The organism is Methyloversatilis universalis EHg5 (assembly GCF_000378945.1).
Classification (GTDB): Bacteria; Pseudomonadota; Gammaproteobacteria; order Burkholderiales; family Rhodocyclaceae; genus Methyloversatilis; species Methyloversatilis universalis_A.
The window spans coordinates 1,681,373-1,696,536 of the sequence record NZ_KB900539.1 but is presented as its reverse complement, the minus strand read 5'-3'; the positions used below and the strand labels follow the sequence as shown (position 1 = coordinate 1,696,536).

The 15,164-nt window shown below is 66.8% G+C and carries 13 protein-coding genes and 1 tRNA gene; 2 read left to right on the top strand and 12 right to left on the bottom strand.

Features of this window, described 5'->3' with window-relative positions; translation table 11 throughout:
- Positions 1-54 precede the first annotated feature (54 nt).
- Genes METUNV2_RS0107855 through gspG form a run of 8 tightly spaced genes read right to left on the bottom strand, consistent with a single transcriptional unit; the run spans position 55 to position 7,954 of the window.
- A complete protein-coding gene (locus METUNV2_RS0107855; protein WP_232415644.1) occupies positions 55-2,385 on the bottom strand; it encodes a secretin N-terminal domain-containing protein in 2,331 nt (776 codons plus the stop codon).
- Complete coding sequence (locus METUNV2_RS0107850) at positions 2,382-2,882, bottom strand: hypothetical protein (RefSeq protein WP_018228930.1); 501 nt, start codon at positions 2,880-2,882, stop codon at positions 2,382-2,384. The genes METUNV2_RS0107855 and METUNV2_RS0107850 overlap by 4 nt, the downstream gene beginning before the upstream one ends.
- On the bottom strand, positions 2,879-3,415 hold the full coding sequence (locus METUNV2_RS0107845; RefSeq protein ID WP_018228929.1) for a GspMb/PilO family protein: 537 nt from the start codon (positions 3,413-3,415) through the stop codon (positions 2,879-2,881). The genes METUNV2_RS0107850 and METUNV2_RS0107845 overlap by 4 nt, the downstream gene beginning before the upstream one ends.
- 20 nt (positions 3,416-3,435) lie before the next feature.
- Complete coding sequence (locus METUNV2_RS0107840) at positions 3,436-3,984, bottom strand: hypothetical protein (protein ID WP_018228928.1); 549 nt, start codon at positions 3,982-3,984, stop codon at positions 3,436-3,438.
- Entirely contained in the window at positions 3,981-4,688 is a 708-nt protein-coding gene (locus tag METUNV2_RS0107835) for a hypothetical protein (protein WP_232415643.1), read from the bottom strand. Before METUNV2_RS0107835 ends, METUNV2_RS0107840 begins: the two co-directional genes overlap by 4 nt.
- Positions 4,669-6,354: a GspE/PulE family protein gene (locus tag METUNV2_RS0107830; protein WP_026187974.1), complete on the bottom strand. Its 1,686-nt coding sequence runs from the start codon at positions 6,352-6,354 to the stop codon at positions 4,669-4,671. The genes METUNV2_RS0107835 and METUNV2_RS0107830 overlap by 20 nt, the downstream gene beginning before the upstream one ends.
- Positions 6,351-7,535: a type II secretion system F family protein gene (locus METUNV2_RS0107825; protein ID WP_018228925.1), complete on the bottom strand. Its 1,185-nt coding sequence runs from the start codon at positions 7,533-7,535 to the stop codon at positions 6,351-6,353. Before METUNV2_RS0107825 ends, METUNV2_RS0107830 begins: the two co-directional genes overlap by 4 nt.
- Positions 7,536-7,537: 2 nt before the next feature.
- The gene (gene gspG, locus METUNV2_RS0107820) at positions 7,538-7,954 is read right to left on the bottom strand and encodes a type II secretion system major pseudopilin GspG (RefSeq protein WP_018228924.1); all 417 of its coding nucleotides are present in this window, start codon (positions 7,952-7,954) and stop codon (positions 7,538-7,540) included.
- Positions 7,955-8,102: 148 nt separating this feature from the next.
- Here gspG and METUNV2_RS0107815 point away from each other — a divergent pair, with 148 nt between their 5' ends.
- A complete protein-coding gene (locus tag METUNV2_RS0107815) occupies positions 8,103-8,672 on the top strand; it encodes a lytic transglycosylase domain-containing protein (protein WP_026187973.1) in 570 nt (189 codons plus the stop codon).
- Positions 8,673-8,747: 75 nt separating this feature from the next.
- A tRNA-Ser gene (locus METUNV2_RS0107810) sits at positions 8,748-8,837 on the top strand.
- A gap of 193 nt (positions 8,838-9,030) precedes the next feature.
- On the opposite strand, the gene METUNV2_RS0107805 is transcribed toward METUNV2_RS0107810, so the two are convergent.
- The 4 genes from METUNV2_RS0107805 to acs form a co-directional block, all read right to left on the bottom strand.
- Positions 9,031-11,103, bottom strand: coding sequence for a cation acetate symporter (locus METUNV2_RS0107805; protein ID WP_018228922.1), 2,073 nt, complete (start codon positions 11,101-11,103; stop codon positions 9,031-9,033).
- A gap of 2 nt (positions 11,104-11,105) precedes the next feature.
- Positions 11,106-11,366, bottom strand: a complete 261-nt coding sequence (locus METUNV2_RS0107800) for a DUF4212 domain-containing protein (RefSeq protein WP_018228921.1) — start codon at positions 11,364-11,366, stop codon at positions 11,106-11,108.
- Positions 11,367-11,535: 169 nt separating this feature from the next.
- A complete protein-coding gene (locus METUNV2_RS0107795; protein ID WP_026187972.1) occupies positions 11,536-13,026 on the bottom strand; it encodes a DUF294 nucleotidyltransferase-like domain-containing protein in 1,491 nt (496 codons plus the stop codon).
- A gap of 53 nt (positions 13,027-13,079) precedes the next feature.
- The gene (acs, locus tag METUNV2_RS0107790) at positions 13,080-15,050 is read right to left on the bottom strand and encodes an acetate--CoA ligase (RefSeq protein ID WP_018228919.1); all 1,971 of its coding nucleotides are present in this window, start codon (positions 15,048-15,050) and stop codon (positions 13,080-13,082) included.
- Positions 15,051-15,164 lie beyond the last annotated feature (114 nt).

Here is a 15,164-nt window from a genome sequence, read left to right as displayed (position 1 = left end):
CTGCAGAACCGGCGACGAGGCCGATACTGCGGCCTGCCCATCGCAACGCCCTGATCAGGGGCCCTTCACCACGATATCGACCGGCGACGGTGCGTTGACCTGCAGCGGATTGCCGTCGGAGGCCACCGCCACCACATTGCCCACCTGTATGCCGGTGGCGCCCGCCGGTGCACTCGGCAGCGCACGGAAGCGCAGTTCCGCCCGCGCCTCCTGCCCAGAACCGGTCAAGGTCAATGCCACCCGTCCGGGCGCGCTCACATTGCCCTGCGGTGTCAGCACATTCGGATCGTAAGCCAGCTCCACCACCGCGCTGCGCACGCCTCCGGCCGCGGAGAGCGACACGATGACGCCCGCTTCACCGCCCGGCGCCACTTCGCCGGAGGACTGCATGCGCAGTTCGGCTGCGCCCTCCTCCTCGACCTGCATCGCGTCCGGCACCGGCACTGCTTCCGGCTGCGGTGCGCGCGACGGCGCAACCGGCATGGCCGCCGCGCCAGATGCTGCGCCGCCCCCGCTGCTCAGGCGCATGCCCTGATCCTTGCCGGTCGGACGCACCGACAGTGATGCGGCGCCCACTGCCGCCTCGGTACCTGCGGGCAGCGCCGGCGCGATATGGGCCGGACGGCTCAGATTGCGCACGATGCGCGGCGTAATCAGCAGCACGATTTCGGTCTTGTTGTTGCTGCCGCGCTCGCTGGAGAAGAGCTTGCCGATCAGCGGCAGATGGCCCAGACCGGGCAGACGCGACGCACTGGTGCGCTCCTCGTCCGAAATCAGGCCGGCGAGAATCTGCGTTTCGCCGTCTTTCAGCCGCAGCGCGGTCGCGGTCGAGCGGGTGCCGACCTGGTAGGCGAGCGAGCTCTGCGGGCCGGTCACTTCCTTGACGATGCTGGACACTTCCATCGACATCTTGATGTCGACGTCGTCCTCCGGATGGATCAGCGGCTCGACGTCAAGCTTCAGGCCCACATCGAGATAGGTGACCGATGCCGACACGCCGACATTGGCGGTGGACGTGGTGGTGAACACCGGCAGCTTCTCGCCGATATGCACCTTGGCCTTCTCCTTGTTCTTGACCCGGATGCGCGGATTGGCCAGCAGGTTGGCCGCACCGTCGGTCGCCTTCAGATTCAGGATGAGGCCCGGATTGCTGACATAGGGCACGACCAGACCATTGGTGTTCTTCAGGTTGATATTGCCTGAAGCCAGCGTCCCCCCCAGCGTTGTCGAATTCGTCGTGCTGGTAGCGGTCGTCACGCTGTTCGTGATGGTCGGCGTCAGAATGCCGTAACCGATCTGGTCCGGGAAATCGATGCCCAGTTCCTTCATCTTGTTGCTGCTGACTTCCAGCACCTCGACTTCCAGCATCACTTCCGGCTCAGCCACGTCGACCGACTCCACCAGCTGCTCGGCCAGTTTCACCGCGTCGGCGGTGTCTTTCATCACGATCAGGTTCAGGCGCTCGTCGATGTAGATGTCCTTGGTCTTCACCACGGTCTTGATCAGGTTCTGCACCTGCTTCGCCTCGGCATTGACCAGGAAGAAGGTGCGGGTGATCAGTTCCTTGTATTCGCGCACCTTGGCCGCGGTGTTCGGGTAGATGAGCACGGTGTTTTCCGACAGCACGCTGCGCTCGAGCTGGTTGGTGATCAGGATGAGTCGCATCACCTCGGCCACTGTGGTGTTGCGTACGAACAGCGTCACCTTGATGTCGGAACGCACGTCCTTGTCGAACACGAAGTTGATGCCGGTCGAGCGCGCAATTGCCTCGAACACGTTGCGCATCGAGGTTTCGCGGAATTCCAGCGTCACCGTCTTCTGGAACATGTCGCCGAGCGCTGCCGGCGCCTGCTGCTTCGGCCGCGCCTCATCGATCTGGCGCAGCAGTTCGCGCGCACCTGCGTGGCTTCCGTCCTGCGCCAGCACATTGCGCACCCGCGCTTCGGCGCCGGACACGTCCTTGCGGGTGAACATCGTGCGCGCGTCCGCCACCATCGCGTCGTGCTTCACGCCGCGTATCAGCTGGTCACGCATGGCCAGTGCCCGCGGGTGACGCGGGTCGATCGACAGCGCGCGCTCGAGTGCCGCGCCGGCCGCCTCACGGTTACCGGCCAGGCGTGCCGCATCCGCCTGGGCCAGCCCGCGCGCCACCGCCAGTTCGCGCTGCCGCATCAGCGTGGCGCGGATTTCCGCGTTGTCCGGCGACTGCTTCGCAGCCTGTTCGAACAGGCCGAGCGCCCTGTCCTGCTCGCCGGCCATCAGGGCCTGCCGGCCATCCTCGAAGGCCTTGTTGGTGGCACAGCCGCCCAGCATCAGCAGCAAAAGAGCAAAGGTCACCGCCTGCAGGCGGCGGAAAGGAGATGCGCTCATAAGGGATGCGCTCATTTTGCGTTTCCGGTGGACAGTGTCTGCCGCTGCTTGAGCGGCTCGAACAGAAAGGTAATGGCAGTCGGGCCGACCGACTCGACCCGGTACTGGTTGTTCAGCAGATCGCCCTGACGCGCCACCAGCACACGCTCGCCGTGGGTCAGGAACACCACGGTGGCGCTGCCTTCGGTCATGCGCCCCTGATAGCGGAAAGGCAGCGGCGGCGCCATCGGCGGAGGCGGCGGTGCCGGTCGGGTACTGGCCGGCGGCGGGGGCGGCTGGAAGCTGTGCGGCGCAAACAGGTCGCGACCGACTTCGGCCGCAGCCCGCGCCGGTGCCACGGCCAGCGCAACATCGGCTGCCGCCGGCGCCGCAGCGCGCGCACCGGCAGCGCCGGGGTTACGAGCCGCGCGCGGTGCCACCGGTGCGTCGTCGCTGGCGGCCTCGTCCTGCTGCGACACGTACGCCACCGCCAACAGCGTGATCGCCAGTGCGGCAAGCAATCCGCGGTTCATGACGCATCCTTCATGACGATGGATACCCGTACCGTGGCTTCGACCGCATCGCGCCCGACGTCCTCGCGACGCAGGTTCACGTCCTCGACCAGCACCGACGGAGACAGTCGCTGGATGTCGGCCAGCCAGGTGCGCAGCGCCGGATAGCTGCCGCGCAACGGGAACAGATACTCCTGCCGTGCATAACCCGAGCCAAGCGGCTGTGACTCACGGCTTTCCACCCGCGCCAGCGACAGCCTGCCGGCGGTCGCCAGCCGGGACAGATTGGCAAGCAGCGACGGCAGCCGGCTGCGCTCGACCAGCGCGGCGTCAAAACGCTCGACCTGTTCGCGCGGCGACTCCACTGTCACGCCCTGCGCCACCTTGTGCGCCAGCGCATCGCGCTCGATTTCCAGCGTGTGGCGTTCGGCCTGCAGCGGAGCGTCCGCACCCAGATGCAGTGCCAGCGCAAACGCCAGCAGTCCGGCGCCCAGTGCGCCGGCCCAGCCGGCGCGTGTCAGCGCATGGATCAGGTGGACCTGCAGCGCCGCCATGCCCGTTCCACCCACGGCCCTCATGCCCGCCTCCAGTTCAGACGCAGCGAAAAGGCCACCACCTGCACCCCTTCGCGCTGCTTGAATTCGAACACCTCGATGCGCGGCGCCGCCAGCACGTCGGCTGCGCCGAAGGATTCGGCGTAGGCGAACAGCGCATCGAGATCCTTGGCCTCGCCGGTCAGCCGCAACTGGCCGCGGGTCGCGTCGGGCTCGATCGACAGCAGCGCGACCTGGGCGTGTTCGGCGGCACGCGCCTCCAGCGCGGCAAACAGCGGCTGCCAGTCGCGCGCCATCTGCTGCGACAGCTTGCGCGCCACCTCGTAGCGGGCGCGCAGGGCCGGGTCTTCCTGTTCGCGCCGGGCCAGCACGCGCGCCTGCTCGGCCGCACGGGCGGCACGGCGGTTGTCCAGTCGCAGCGCCTCGACTTCTTCGGTCAGCGCCTGATGCCGTTCGAATACCCACAGCCCGGCGGCCACGCCGAGCACCAGCACCAGCCAGCCCAGCCAGCCGGGCGCACGGCGGCGGACGACGAAATCCAGTTCGGGCAGCGGCGGACGACGGCTCATCGGGCCGCTCCCGCCACGCATTGCCAGCCTCTGGGCAGGCTCACTGCCGGCATGCCGCGCAGAAACAGCCGGCCACCCTGCAGCTCACCATCGAAAGCCGCGAGCCGGCGTTCGAGTACGGTGGACAGCCCGGCCGGGTCGCTCATCGCCTCGCCACGCACATGCAGCCAGCGGCCACCCGACCACAGGCCGAGGCAGAGCCAGCCGTGGCTCAGTTCGGCATAGCCGCCCAGCACCGCGTCGCCGCGCAGTGCCGCATAACCGCGCAGCCAGGCCGGCTGCACGCTCGCCAGTTTCAGGCCACGCGCGACGGCCCAGGCCTGCAGCCGCTGCAGCAGGCCGGCGTCCAGCGCGCAGGCCAGCACGGTCGATGCCGGCCGGTCGTCCCAGGCCACTGCCCAGCCCTGGGCCGCGCTGCCGAACACCTCAGCCATGCGCGCGCGTACCAGCGCCGCGCGTTCATCACGCCCGGAAACGGCGGGCGGAATGTCGATCACCTGCCAGCGCACCCAGGCGTTGTCGATGCCGACCGACAGCGCGGCACGCCGGGGCGTGACGGCCTCCGGCAGCGCATCGAGGGCGGCGGGCAGCGCGTCCAGCGCGAGCACCTGGGCGGACGCGTGCACCACCTCACCGGCGCGGGCGAGCTGCAGGCCGTGCGGGCCGAGATCGAGCTGCAGCGCCCTAGACGACAAAAGTGACACGGTTCAATTCCGCCAGACTGGTTTCGCCGCTGGCCACCAGGGCCAGACCGGCTTCGCGCAGGGTGCGCGTGCCGCGCGCACGCGCGGCGTCCTTCAACTGTCGCATCGGTGCGCGGGTAACGATGAGTTCGCGCAGTTCGTCGTCCAGCACCAGCAGTTCGGCAATCGCGCGCCGGCCCTTGTAGCCGGTGCCACGGCAGTGGCCGCAACCGGCGCCGGCACGGAAGTCGAACCCGGGCATGCCGACCAGACCGGATTCGGCGAGCAGCGCATCGTCCGGCACCTGCGGCACCGCGCAGTGGCGGCAATTCAGCCGCAGAAGGCGCTGGGCGACGATGCCATTCAGCGCCGACACCAGGTTGTACGGATCGACGCCCATGTGCAGGAAGCGGCCGATCACGTCGAACACGTTGTTGGCGTGCACCGTGGTCAGCACCAGGTGACCGGTCAGCGCGGCCTGCACCGCGATCTCGGCGGTTTCGCCGTCGCGGATCTCGCCCACCATGATCTTGTCCGGATCGTGCCGCAGCACCGAACGCAGGCCGCGCGCGAAGGTGAGGCCCTTCTTCTCGTTCACCGGAATCTGCAGCACGCCCGGCAGCTGGTACTCGACCGGGTCTTCGATGGTGATGATCTTGTCGAGGCCGTGGTTGATTTCACCGATGGTGGCGTACAGCGAGGTGGTCTTGCCGGAACCGGTCGGGCCGGTCACCAGCAGCATGCCGTAGGGCTCGGCCGCCAGCTTGCGCATGGCGGCACGCGCGATGTCGTCAAAGCCCAGACTTTCCAGTGTGAGCGCCTGCAGTTCTTCGGTCAGATGTTCCTTGTCCAGCACCCGCAGCACCGCGTCCTCGCCGTGCACGCTGGGCATGACCGACACCCGCAGATCGATGTCGCGGCCGGCATAAGCCACCTTGAAGCGGCCGTCCTGCGGCACGCGACGCTCGGCGATATCCAGTTCAGCCAGCACCTTGATGCGCGACACCACCTGCTCGGCGGTATCGGCGCCAGCAATCTGCCCCACGCGCACCATCACGCCATCGACCCGGTACTTCACCTGCATGCCGGCCGGCACTGATTCCAGATGGATGTCAGATGCGCCCTGCTTCAGTGCGTCGTACAGCGTTGAATTGACCACCCGCACCACCGGGCTCGCGTCGTCGGCGATGCGCGCCAGCGACAGCACCTCGGCTGCGCTGCTGCCGGCCTGCGCGTTCTCGTCGAGCAGTCCGGCGGAGGCGCGCTGACTGTCCTCGAAGCGTGCAAGCGCCGCGGTGATGTCGTCGCGGGTGGCCAGACACAGTTCGAAGCGGTCGTGCAGCGTAGCGGCCAGCCAGTCCTGCAGCGCCAGATCGTAGGGATCGGCCACCACCGCGATGCGCAGACCGGCAGCGTCCTCGGCCACCACCACCGAGCGCGACAGTGCCTCGGAGAAGCGGATGCCGCCCAGATTCATGGCCAGTGCATTGAGGTCGGCGCTGCGCAGCGCCGACAGACCGAGTCGGGCCGCCACGCGGTCGCGCATGTCTTCCGGCGACGCGGCGGAAAGTTCGATCAGCGCCTGCATGACCGAACCCCGACCGGCGCGGGCACGGGCGCGCGCCAGCAGGTCCGGCGACAGTTCGGCCACCGGGGTTGAAGGCGGAGTGAGGGGCTGCGCGCTCATTGCAGGCTTTCCGCAAGCTGGAAGATGGGCAGGTACATGAGCACCACGACGCCGCCGATGGCCAGACCGATCACCAGCATGAGCAGCGGCCCGAACAGCCGGGTCGCGCGATCCAGCCAGCGGGTCATTTCCTCGTCATGGAAGGCGGCGATGCGTTCCATCATGTCGCCCAGATTGCCGGCCCGCTCGCCCACGCGCAGCATGCGCGAAGCGACCGCGGTGCTCAGGTCGTTGTCGGTGAAGGCGTCGGACGCCGCCCTGCCCTCGCGGATGGCCAGCAGCGCACGGGTGAGGTTCTGCTGCATCGGCAGCGGCAACAGTTCGCGCACCAGTTCGAGCGACTGCACCACCGGAATGCCGCCGCGCAACAGCATGCCGACGGTGCGGAAAAAACGGGCCAGCCGGAACACCCGCATCCGGCTGCCGATGCCCGGCATGCGCTCGAACTGCGCCAGCAGCCCCTGGCGCACCGCCGGCTGGCCGAAGGTCCAGGCCAGTGCGGCGACAACAGCCACCAGACCCAGTCCGAGCGCGGCTGAATGCGCCTTCACGAAATGCCCCCAGGCCAGCAGCCACTGCGAGGCCAGCGGCAGTTCGGTCGAAATGTCTTCATACACCTTGGAAAATTCGGGCACCACGAACACCAGCAGGAACAGCACCACCAGCACGCCCACCACCAGCAGGATGGCCGGATAGGTGGCGGCGGCGACCAGCTTGCCGCGCAGGCTGTCCAGCTGTTCGCTGTAGGCGACGTAGCGCTCAAGCGCCTGGTCGAGATCGCTGGTGCGTTCGGACGCGCGCACCATGGCCACCAGCAGGTCCGGGAAGATGGCGTTCTGCGCCGACATGGCCAGCGACAGCGTCTTGCCCTGGCGCAGCGCATCGATCAGCGCGGTCAGTACGGTGCGCGACAGCGTGCGCCCTTCCTTCTCGGCCATCACCTCCAGGCCTTCGACCAGCGACAGGCCGGAGCGCAGCAGCGCCAGCAGTTCCTGGCAGAACAGCAGCACCGGAAAGCGCTGCCGCCCGGGCGCCCAGCTCAGCGTCCGCGCACGCGCGACCGACAGCACGACCAGGCCGTCGGCCTGCGCCTGGGCGCGCGCCGACATTTCGTCGGCCGCGTCGATCTGCAGCTGGGTGATGCGCTGGGTGACGTCGAGCGCGCGGATGCGGAACAGCATTGTCACCAGTTCGTGATGTCGGCCGCTTCGTCGCTGCCGCCCGGCTGACCATCCTTGCCAAGAGAGCTCAGGTCATACTCGCCGTGTTCGCCCGGTGCCTTGTATACATAGGGGCGGTCCCACGGATCCTGCGGCACCGCCTTCTTCAGATACGGGCCGGACCACTTTGTCGCGGTGGACGGCCGCTCGCTCAATGCCTTCAGACCCTCTTCCGTGGTCGGGTAGCGGCCGTTATCCAGACGGTACTGATCAAGCGCCTTTTCAAGCGCATCGACCTGCGCCCGCGCCGCCTTCACTTCCGACTTGCCGATCTGGCTGAAGAAGCGCGGGCCGACGTATCCGGCCAGCAAACCGATGATGACCATCACCACCAGCAGTTCGAGCAGCGTGAAACCGGAATGACGGGAATTCTTTTGCATGAGTCGGATCCTGTGCGTACGGGAGAAATCGCGTCATGATGGTGCAGCCCGAAGCCTGCACTCTGAACGCCATGTGACAACGCGACTGTAAGCATTCGGACGCAGAATTGAAACGTTGCGGATTCTAGACCTGCTGTATTGCCCCCAGATGAATAAACCTTCAACCGCCAGCCTGATGATCGCCGCACTGCTCCTCTCTGCCATGGCCAGAGCGGATGTCTATGTGCGCGAAGACACCGGCGGCACGCTGCACCTGACCGATGCGCCGCAGGAAACCGGCTTCGAACTGCTGATCGACGTACCGGACGCCGGCCTGCCACCGCTGACCCCGAGCGTCATCTATCCGGATAGCATAGCGCGCGCCGCCCGTGCATCGGGCGTGGACCCGCACCTGCTGCACGCCGTCATTTCAGTCGAATCCGGCCACAACCCCAGGGCCGTATCGCCCAAGGGTGCTGCCGGTCTGATGCAGCTGATGCCCGACACCGCACGCCGCTATGGCGTGGCCGACCGTTTCGATCCGGACCAGAACGTAATGGGCGGCGCGCTCTACCTGCGCGACCTGATGCTGCGCTTCGACAACCGCCTGGAACTGGTGCTGGCCGCTTACAACGCAGGCGAAGGCGCGGTCGAACGCCACGGCCGCGTCATTCCGCCCTATGCAGAAACCCGCCGCTACGTGCCCCGGGTGATCGAACGCTACCGGCGCAGGATGTGACCCGCACGCCGCTCGGCAACCGTCATCGCGGAGCGGCACACTTCGGGGCTTTCTGATATAGTCGCGCGCTTTCGCGGAGAGGTGGATGAGTGGTTTAAGTCGCACGCCTGGAAAGCGTGTTTAGGTGAAAACCTAACGCGGGTTCGAATCCCGCCCTCTCCGCCACCCCACTGTAAAGCCCGTAGCCCTCTCTGATCAGGCGCTCACGGGCTTTTTCATTTGAGGCCCCGCCTCACGGCGCCTCCCCTGACACCCACTGCATGAAGCACAAGGCCCGCTTTTGGCGGGCCTTGTCCGTTGCGTCTGCCGGCTTGGCGCGGGTTGCGGCGCCGGTCTGTCGTATGGCGGGGTGTTGCCTTCAGTGGTGATCGACTCCGCCGCCTCGCGGCAGCGTACGGGGCGATTCGCCCAGATTGGGATAGCGGACGTACTGCACCAGCGCGCGGGTGTCCTCGTCCGGCGCGCGCGTCATCAGGCTCACCACGATGAGCACCGCGAAGCCGAGCGGAATGCCGAAGATGCCGCAGGAAATCGGCTCGATGCCGAACCACGCATTCGCGATGTCGCCGCCGAAGAAGGGGTGAGTCGTGGCCGCGTAGTAAATGCACATGCCCAGGCCGGCCATCATGCCGGCGACCGCACCGGGCTTGTTCGCACGCGCCCAGAACACGCCGCACACGAGCGCCGGGAAGAAGGCGGAGGCGGCGATCGAGAAGGCCAGCCCCACCATCAGCAGGATGTTGTCCGGCTTCAGCGACGCGGTGTAGGCGGCCACCAGCGCCACCACCAGCAGCAGCGCCTTCGATATGACCAGCCGGCGCTGGGTGGAAGCGTCCGGGTCGATCACCTTGTAGTACATGTCGTGCGACATCGCGTTGGCGATCGTGAGCAGCAGGCCGTCCGCGGTCGACAGCGCCGCAGCCAGGCCGCCGGCCGCCACCAGACCGGAGATCACATAGGGCAGACCGGCGATTTCCGGCGTGGCGAGCACGATCACGTCGGTATTCAGCGTCAGTTCGGCCAGCTGCAGGATGCCATCGGCGTTGATGTCGTCGATCTTGACCAGCCCGACCTTGCCCCAGGACGCGACCCAGCCAGGCAGCGTCGATATGGTGGAGCCGACCAGATTGGTATAGACCTCCCACTTCGCGAACACCGCGTAGGCGGGCGCGGTCACGTACAGCAGGAAGATGAAGAACAGCGACCAGAACACCGAGTCGCGCGCTTCCTTGACGCTGGGCGTGGTGTAGTAGCGCATCAGGATGTGCGGCAGCGAAGCGGTGCCCACCATGAGTACGATGACCAGCGCGATGAAGTTCAGCCGCTTGACCGACGCATCCGCCTCGTCGCGCCCGGCGTGGGCGGCGGTGTGCGGCAGCGGCGGCTTGGCCTTGCTTTCCGCCAGCCGGCGCGCCTCGCCCCACTTGCGACGCGCGTCCGCCTCGGTCTTGGGCATGTTGCGCAGGGCCATTTCGGCGGCGGCAATCTGCTTGGCCGGTGCGTTGGCCGCCTTCAGCGCGTCGAGCTTGGCGGTGAGCTGAGCACGCTCGGCGTCGAGCGAAGCCGGCAGTCCGCGGATTTTCTCTTCGTAGTCATGGGCGCGTGCCTTGAACAGCGCATTCGCCTCCAGTTCCTTGGGCGACGCGAACAGTTCGCTTTCCTTGGCCGACAGCTTCTGCAGCACCTGGCCGTACATCGCCTGCGGCACTGGCACGCCGGTCACCTTGGTGGACAGGATGACCACCGGCAGCAGGTAGGCAATGATGAGAATGATGTACTGCGCCACCTGGGTCCAGGTCACCGCCCGCATGCCGCCGAGGAAGGAGCACACCAGGATGCCGGCCAGCCCGACGAACACGCCCACCTCGAATTCGAGGCCGACGAAGCGGCTGGTGATCAGCCCGACACCGTAGATCTGTGCGACGACGTAGGTGAAGGAGGCGAGGATGGCAGCGATCACGCCTATCATCCGCGCGAGGTTGCCGCCATAGCGCGCGCCGAGGAAATCCGGAATCGTGAATTCGCCGAACTTGCGCAGATACGGCGCGAGGAAAAGCGCGACCAGGCAGTAGCCGCCGGTCCAGCCCATGACGAAGGCCAGACCCTGGTAGCCGCTGAAATACAGTGTGCCCGCCATGCCGATGAAGGAGGCGGCGGACATCCAGTCCGCACCGGTGGCCATGCCATTGAACAGCGCAGGTACCCGCCGGCCGGCCACGTAGTACTCGGCCACGTCGGCGGTGCGGCTCATGACGCCGATGGCCGCGTACAGCGCAATCGAGGCGAACAGGAAGGTATAGCCGATCCACTGCGACGACATGCCCAGCTGTTCGCCCACCGCCAGCAATGCGACGAACACGACGAAACCGCCGGTGTACCAGCCATACATCTTCTTCAGCTGCTGGCGGAACGCACCCTGTGAATGCGGCATGGTCAGACGTCCTCGTTCACGCCGTACTCGTGATCGAGGCGGTTCATCGCCCAGGCGTAGTAGCCGATCAGCAGCACATAGACGATGAGCGAACCCTGCGCGCCCATGTAGAAAGCCAGCGGCCAGCCGAAGAACGAAATGTCGTTCAGTTCGCGCGCGAAATAGATGGGCAGGAAAGTGACCGCAAACCAGATGACGAGCAAGGTCGCGGTCATGCGCAGGTTACGGCGCCAGTAGGCCCGGTGCCGTTCGGACAGCTGCATTCAGGTTCTCCTCCTGTGGCGTATGCCGGGCCGGGTCATTGCCCGGCCTTGTTGTTGTCATGCGGCAGCGGGCACAGGGCGCACGATGTCTGCATGACGTGACGCACATCATGCAGTCCAATCTTACGAGCCCCTTACAGCGCGAAAACTTCCGCGCCGCAACATGCCATCAGCCTATCTGCCAGTCGAGGCGTATGCGTGTCTGCAGCTGGCGGGCGCGCTTCAGCGCGTGGCGCAGCAGCACACGGTCGATGTCGGCCAGCGACGACGGATCCATGCGGTTGGCAAGACCAGCAGGCAGCGCGCGCCCCTCACCCGCCTGCTTCTGCAGGCGCAGACGCTGGATGAAGAAGAAGGCGCGCACTGCGCCTGGCAGATCATCGCTGGCAAAGCGGCTGCTGCGGGCCAGCGCGCGCAGCCGGCCGGCGGTCGAGTGCTCGTGCAGGCCCTCGCTCAGCGCATACAGGCGGGCAGCATCGGCGAACACGCGGGCGGCACCGGTTTTCAGATCCAGCGTGTGCGGCGCACCATCGACATGGTCGAGCCGCCAGCGGCCGAAAAGACCCAGAGGCGGCCGCGCCTGCAACGCGCTTTCGGCCAGCAGGCGAAGGAAGGCGCGGTCTGCCCTGGCCTGGGTCAGCACCTGCCGGCGCAGTGCGTCGGCCAGCGCGCCGTCGCCGTGCAGCGGCCTCAGATCGAAGAAAATGGCGGCCGACATCAGCGCCTCGGGGTGCGGCGTGGCAATCCAGCGGCTGAAGGCCTGCGCCCATTCGTCGAAGGACAGACAGCAGCGCGCCTCACCGGCCATGATGCCGCCGTCGCAGGCGGGAAAGCCCAGCCGCACCAGCAGCCGGTTTATCTCGGCGGCAAACCGCATCAGTGCCGGCCGCACCGCCTCAGCGGTCAGGCCCGGTGGCGGCTCGAACAGCAGGCCGTTGTCCTGGTCGGTGGCGAAGGTCTGTTCCATGCGCCCTTCAGAGCCGAAAGCCAGCCAGCACCAGCGCAGGCGATCCAGCACGCCGGCGTCCGGATGCGTCGCCCTCACCAGATCGATGGCCCGTGCCGCCAGCGCATCGTTGAGCGAGGACAGGTGCAGCATCAGTGCCTCGGCCGAGGTGCCGTCCTGCAGCAGTTGACGGGCGAAACGGCGCACTGCGGCCGCCACCTCGACCAGCGCGTCGGCGTCCGCTGCATCGCGGATGCGGGCACCCAGCGTATGCACGTCCTGCCGCAGCCGCGCATAGAGGTCGCTCTGAGAGATGACACCCAGCAGCCGGCCGTCGGCGCCGGTCACGACGACGTGGCGCACCTCGTGCCGGGCCATCAGCCGGGCCGCGTCCTCGCCGCTGTGTTCCGCACCCAGCGTATGCAGGCGGGTCTGCATCAGCGCGCGTACCGGCGTATCGAGCGGCTGACCGGCCAGCAATACCTGACCCGGCAGATCGGGCAGCGTGAGCATGCCGACCGCGCGATCATCGACCGTCACCAGCACCGAACCAACGCGTTCGGCGGTCATGCGCTCCAGCGCTTCGCGCAGCGGCGCATCGGGCGCCACGCACACCGGCGGCCGACGGATGAGGCTTTGCAGTGGGAGATGAAGTCCCGGGCCGGAAAGACCGGACTGAGCAGAGGGGTGGGATGCGGCGTCGGAGGTATTCATCGACGCCGCATCCGGGTCATGCGCCCGCGGCGCTGGCGCGCCGCGGGGTCCGATCAGAGGGTTTGCGCCAGCTGATCGAGGATGGCCGGATTTTCCAGCGTCGAGGTGTCCTGCGTGATCTGCTCGCCCTTGGCGATCGAGCGCAGCAGACGGCGCATGATCTTGCCCGAGCGGGTCTTCGGCAGGTTGTCACCGAAACGCAGGTCCTTCGGCTTGGCGATCGGACCGATCTCCTTGCCCACCCAGTTGCGCAGCTCGTTGGCGATCTGCTTGGCTTCGTCGCCGGTCGGGCGCGAACGCTTCAGCACCACGAAGGCGCAGATGGCTTCGCCGGTCAGGTCATCCGGGCGACCCACCACGGCGGCTTCGGCCACCAGCGGGTGTGCAACCAGCGCCGACTCGATTTCCATCGTGCCCATGCGGTGACCCGACACGTTCAGCACGTCATCGATGCGGCCGGTGATGGTGAAGTAGCCGGTCTTCGCGTCACGAATCGCACCGTCGCCCGCCAAGTAGTAACGACCCTGGAAGTCGGCCGGGTAGTAGCTCTTCACGAAGCGGTCCGGATCACCGTAGATGGTGCGGATCATCGACGGCCACGGTTTCTTGACCACCAGAATGCCGCCCTGGCCCCAGGGCACGTCATTGCCGGTTTCGTCGACGATGGCGGCCTGGATGCCCGGGAAGGGCAGCGTGCACGAACCCGGCACCATCGGCGTGGCGCCCGGCATCGGCGTGATCATGTGGCCGCCGGTTTCGGTCTGCCAGAAGGTATCGACGATCGGGCAGCGGCTGCCGCCGACATTCTTGTAATACCACTCCCAGGCAGCCGGGTTGATCGGCTCGCCGACCGAACCGAGGATGCGCAGCGACGACAGGTCGTAGCTCTTCGGATGCACGGCGTCGTTCGCATCGGCCGCCTTGATCAGCGAGCGGATGGCGGTCGGCGCGGTGTAGAACACGCTCACCTTGTGGTCCTGGATCATCTTCCAGAAGCGGCCGGCGTCCGGGTAGGTCGGCACGCCTTCGAACACGATTTCGGTCGAACCGCAGGCCAGCGGGCCGTAGGTGATGTAGGTGTGGCCGGTGACCCAGCCGATGTCAGCGGTACACCAGAAAACATCGGACGGCTTGATGTCGAAGGTCCACTTCATCGTCAGGATGGCGTGCAGCAGGTAGCCGCCGGACGAATGCTGGACGCCCTTCGGCTTGCCGGTCGAACCCGAGGTATAGAGCAGGAACAGCGGGTGTTCCGCCTCGACCCATTCCGGTTCGCAGGTGTCGGCCTGACCTTCGAGCACGTCGTGCAGCCACACGTCGCGGCCGGCAACCATGTTGCAGGCACCGCCGGTGCGCTTGTAGACGATGACGGTGCTGCAGGACTCGCAGCCACCCATGCCGAAGGCTTCATCGACGATGGGCTTGAGCGGGATGTTCTTGCCACCGCGGCACTGTTCGTCCGAAGTGATCAGCATGACCGCGCCGGCGTCGCTGATGCGGTCGCGCAGCGACTGGGCGGAGAAGCCGCCGAACACCACCGAGTGGGTGGCGCCGATGCGGGCGCAGGCCTGCATTGCGACGATGCCTTCGATCGACATCGGCAGGTAGATGACGACGCGGTCGCCCTTCTTGACGCCCTTCGAACGCAGCGCATTCGCCAGGCGGCTCACGCGAACCAGCAGGTCGCTGTAGGAGACGCGGGTGACGGTGCCGTCATCCGCTTCGAAAATGATGGCGGTCTTGTCGCCGAGACCTGCCTGGATGTTGCGATCCAGACAGTTGTAGGACACGTTCAGCTTGCCGTCCTCGAACCACTTGAAGAACGGGCGATTGTCCTCATTCAGGGTACGCGTGAACGGCGTTTGCCAGGTCACATGCTCGCGAGCCAGACGAGCCCAGTACCCCTCATAGTCGCGCTCCGCCTCGGCGCACAGAGCCTTGTAGGCATCCATGCCGGACACGGCCGCATTGCGCACCAGTTCCGCCGACGGCTCGTAAACGCGAACTTCCGTAGCTTCAGACATACAACCTCCTCCGTCATTTCAAATCTGCTCGCAGGCGGATGGAAACCGCCGTGCACCGTGCAGCCTTGTGGGCTGCCGACAGGCGCGATGTCGATCGCGCTTTTTTCTACCAAC

What these genes read in the sequence shown, in the direction of transcription:
- METUNV2_RS0107855 (WP_232415644.1), bottom strand. Translation starts at nt 2,385, where the DNA reads ATGAGCGCATCCCTTATGAGCGCATCTCCTTTCCGCCGCCTGCAGGCG.
- METUNV2_RS0107850 (WP_018228930.1), bottom strand. Translation starts at nt 2,882, where the DNA reads ATGAACCGCGGATTGCTTGCCGCACTGGCGATCACGCTGTTGGCGGTG.
- METUNV2_RS0107845 (WP_018228929.1), bottom strand. Translation starts at nt 3,415, where the DNA reads ATGGCGGCGCTGCAGGTCCACCTGATCCATGCGCTGACACGCGCCGGC.
- METUNV2_RS0107840 (WP_018228928.1), bottom strand. Translation starts at nt 3,984, where the DNA reads ATGAGCCGTCGTCCGCCGCTGCCCGAACTGGATTTCGTCGTCCGCCGC.
- METUNV2_RS0107830 (WP_026187974.1), bottom strand. Translation starts at nt 6,354, where the DNA reads ATGAGCGCGCAGCCCCTCACTCCGCCTTCAACCCCGGTGGCCGAACTG.
- METUNV2_RS0107825 (WP_018228925.1), bottom strand. Translation starts at nt 7,535, where the DNA reads ATGCTGTTCCGCATCCGCGCGCTCGACGTCACCCAGCGCATCACCCAG.
- gspG (WP_018228924.1), bottom strand. Translation starts at nt 7,954, where the DNA reads ATGCAAAAGAATTCCCGTCATTCCGGTTTCACGCTGCTCGAACTGCTG.
- METUNV2_RS0107815 (WP_026187973.1), top strand. Translation starts at nt 8,103, where the DNA reads ATGAATAAACCTTCAACCGCCAGCCTGATGATCGCCGCACTGCTCCTC.
- METUNV2_RS0107805 (WP_018228922.1), bottom strand. Translation starts at nt 11,103, where the DNA reads ATGCCGCATTCACAGGGTGCGTTCCGCCAGCAGCTGAAGAAGATGTAT.
- METUNV2_RS0107800 (WP_018228921.1), bottom strand. Translation starts at nt 11,366, where the DNA reads ATGCAGCTGTCCGAACGGCACCGGGCCTACTGGCGCCGTAACCTGCGC.
- METUNV2_RS0107795 (WP_026187972.1), bottom strand. Translation starts at nt 13,026, where the DNA reads ATGAATACCTCCGACGCCGCATCCCACCCCTCTGCTCAGTCCGGTCTT.
- acs (WP_018228919.1), bottom strand. Translation starts at nt 15,050, where the DNA reads ATGTCTGAAGCTACGGAAGTTCGCGTTTACGAGCCGTCGGCGGAACTG.